We start from the raw sequence: 1,213 nt of genomic DNA, 5'->3' as shown, positions 1-1,213 counted from the left end.
CATCGCGCAGGCGGTGTGCGAGACGCGCGGCGACACCGGCCAGGTGCGCGTGATCAGCGGGCCGACCGGGCTGGCCGGCAACTCGGGCATGGTGCACATCACGGTCGCCAACGACCTGCCGGACCAGACCGTCCGGGTGGTCGTCAACGTCTCGTCGGAGAACACCGCCAAGCTCCAGATCGGCAAGCTGGAGGGGCGCTCCCCGATCGATCTCGGGCCGGGCGACAAGGTCACCCGCAACCTGCCGGTCACCGCCAACGGCAACGGCCGGTTCCGGCTGCTGGTCCAGCTGGTGTCGGCCGACGGCTCGGAGTACGGCGAGCCCCACGTGATCACCGTCCGGACGACCGGGTACGGACGGACGTCGCTCGTCATCACGGGCGGCGCACTTGCCGTACTCTTCGTGGGCGTCGGAGTGCGGGCCATGCGAGCGAGGCGCCGCCGGAAAGCGGAGGCAGCCGGTGACGGACGGACCGGAACGGAACCAGCGGCCGGAGCGCCGGGGGCCTACTACCCCGGAGCAGAACCCCTGGTCGCAGGAGACTCCGGGCTACCCGAACCCGGAACGGGAGCAGGACTACCGACCGGAGCAGGGCTACCGGCAGGAGCCGGGGGCCCAGGCGCACCCGCAGGCTCCGCAGCAGGGCCGGCAGACGCCCCCGCCGGGACACCCCCAGGGGCCTCCTCAGGGCCGTCAGGGGCCTCCGGGACCGCCGCAGGGGCAGACCCCTCCGCCCGGATACCGGCAGCCCCCTCCGAACACACGCTGGGACGGGCAGGGGACACCTCCCCGACCGGACCAGGGCCGACCGGCACACCCGGGTCAGCAGGGGCAGCAGGGGCACGCCGGCAGGCCGGGTCCGGCACAGCCGCAGGACGCCACGCGTCCGGAAACGGCAGCGGGCCGTCCGCCCCACCCGGGCGCGACTCCCGCGCCACCCTTCGGGACGGCTGGCCCCCAGCCGGGTCAGAGCCGCCAGCCGACGGTCCAGATGCCGATGCCGGGACGTCCGGGCTCGCCGGGTCCGGGAACTGGTTCACCCCACGACCCGGCCATGAGGCCGGCACCGGGCCAGGGCAGGGGACCGGGGCAGGGCGTGGCGCCGGGTCAGGGCATGGCTCCGCGGATGGGGCAGAGCCCGATTCCGAACCCGAACCAGGGTCCGGCGCGGGGCCCGGAGCCGGGCCGTCCGCCGATGGGGATGGGCGCGGC

Annotated in this window: 1 protein-coding gene; it reads right to left on the bottom strand. The window is 75.2% G+C overall.

What is annotated here, in order from left to right:
- Window positions 1-375, bottom strand: a 375-nt coding sequence (locus AB0J52_RS41415; protein ID WP_500188749.1) for a hypothetical protein, incomplete at its 3' end; no start/stop codon positions are given.
- Window positions 376-1,213: the final 838 nt, after the last annotated feature.

Origin of the sequence: Spirillospora sp. NPDC049652 (assembly GCF_040675125.1) — a bacterium.
In the GTDB taxonomy this organism is placed as follows: Bacteria; Actinomycetota; Actinomycetes; order Streptosporangiales; family Streptosporangiaceae; genus Spirillospora.
This window is presented reverse-complemented; position numbering and strand designations above follow the sequence as displayed.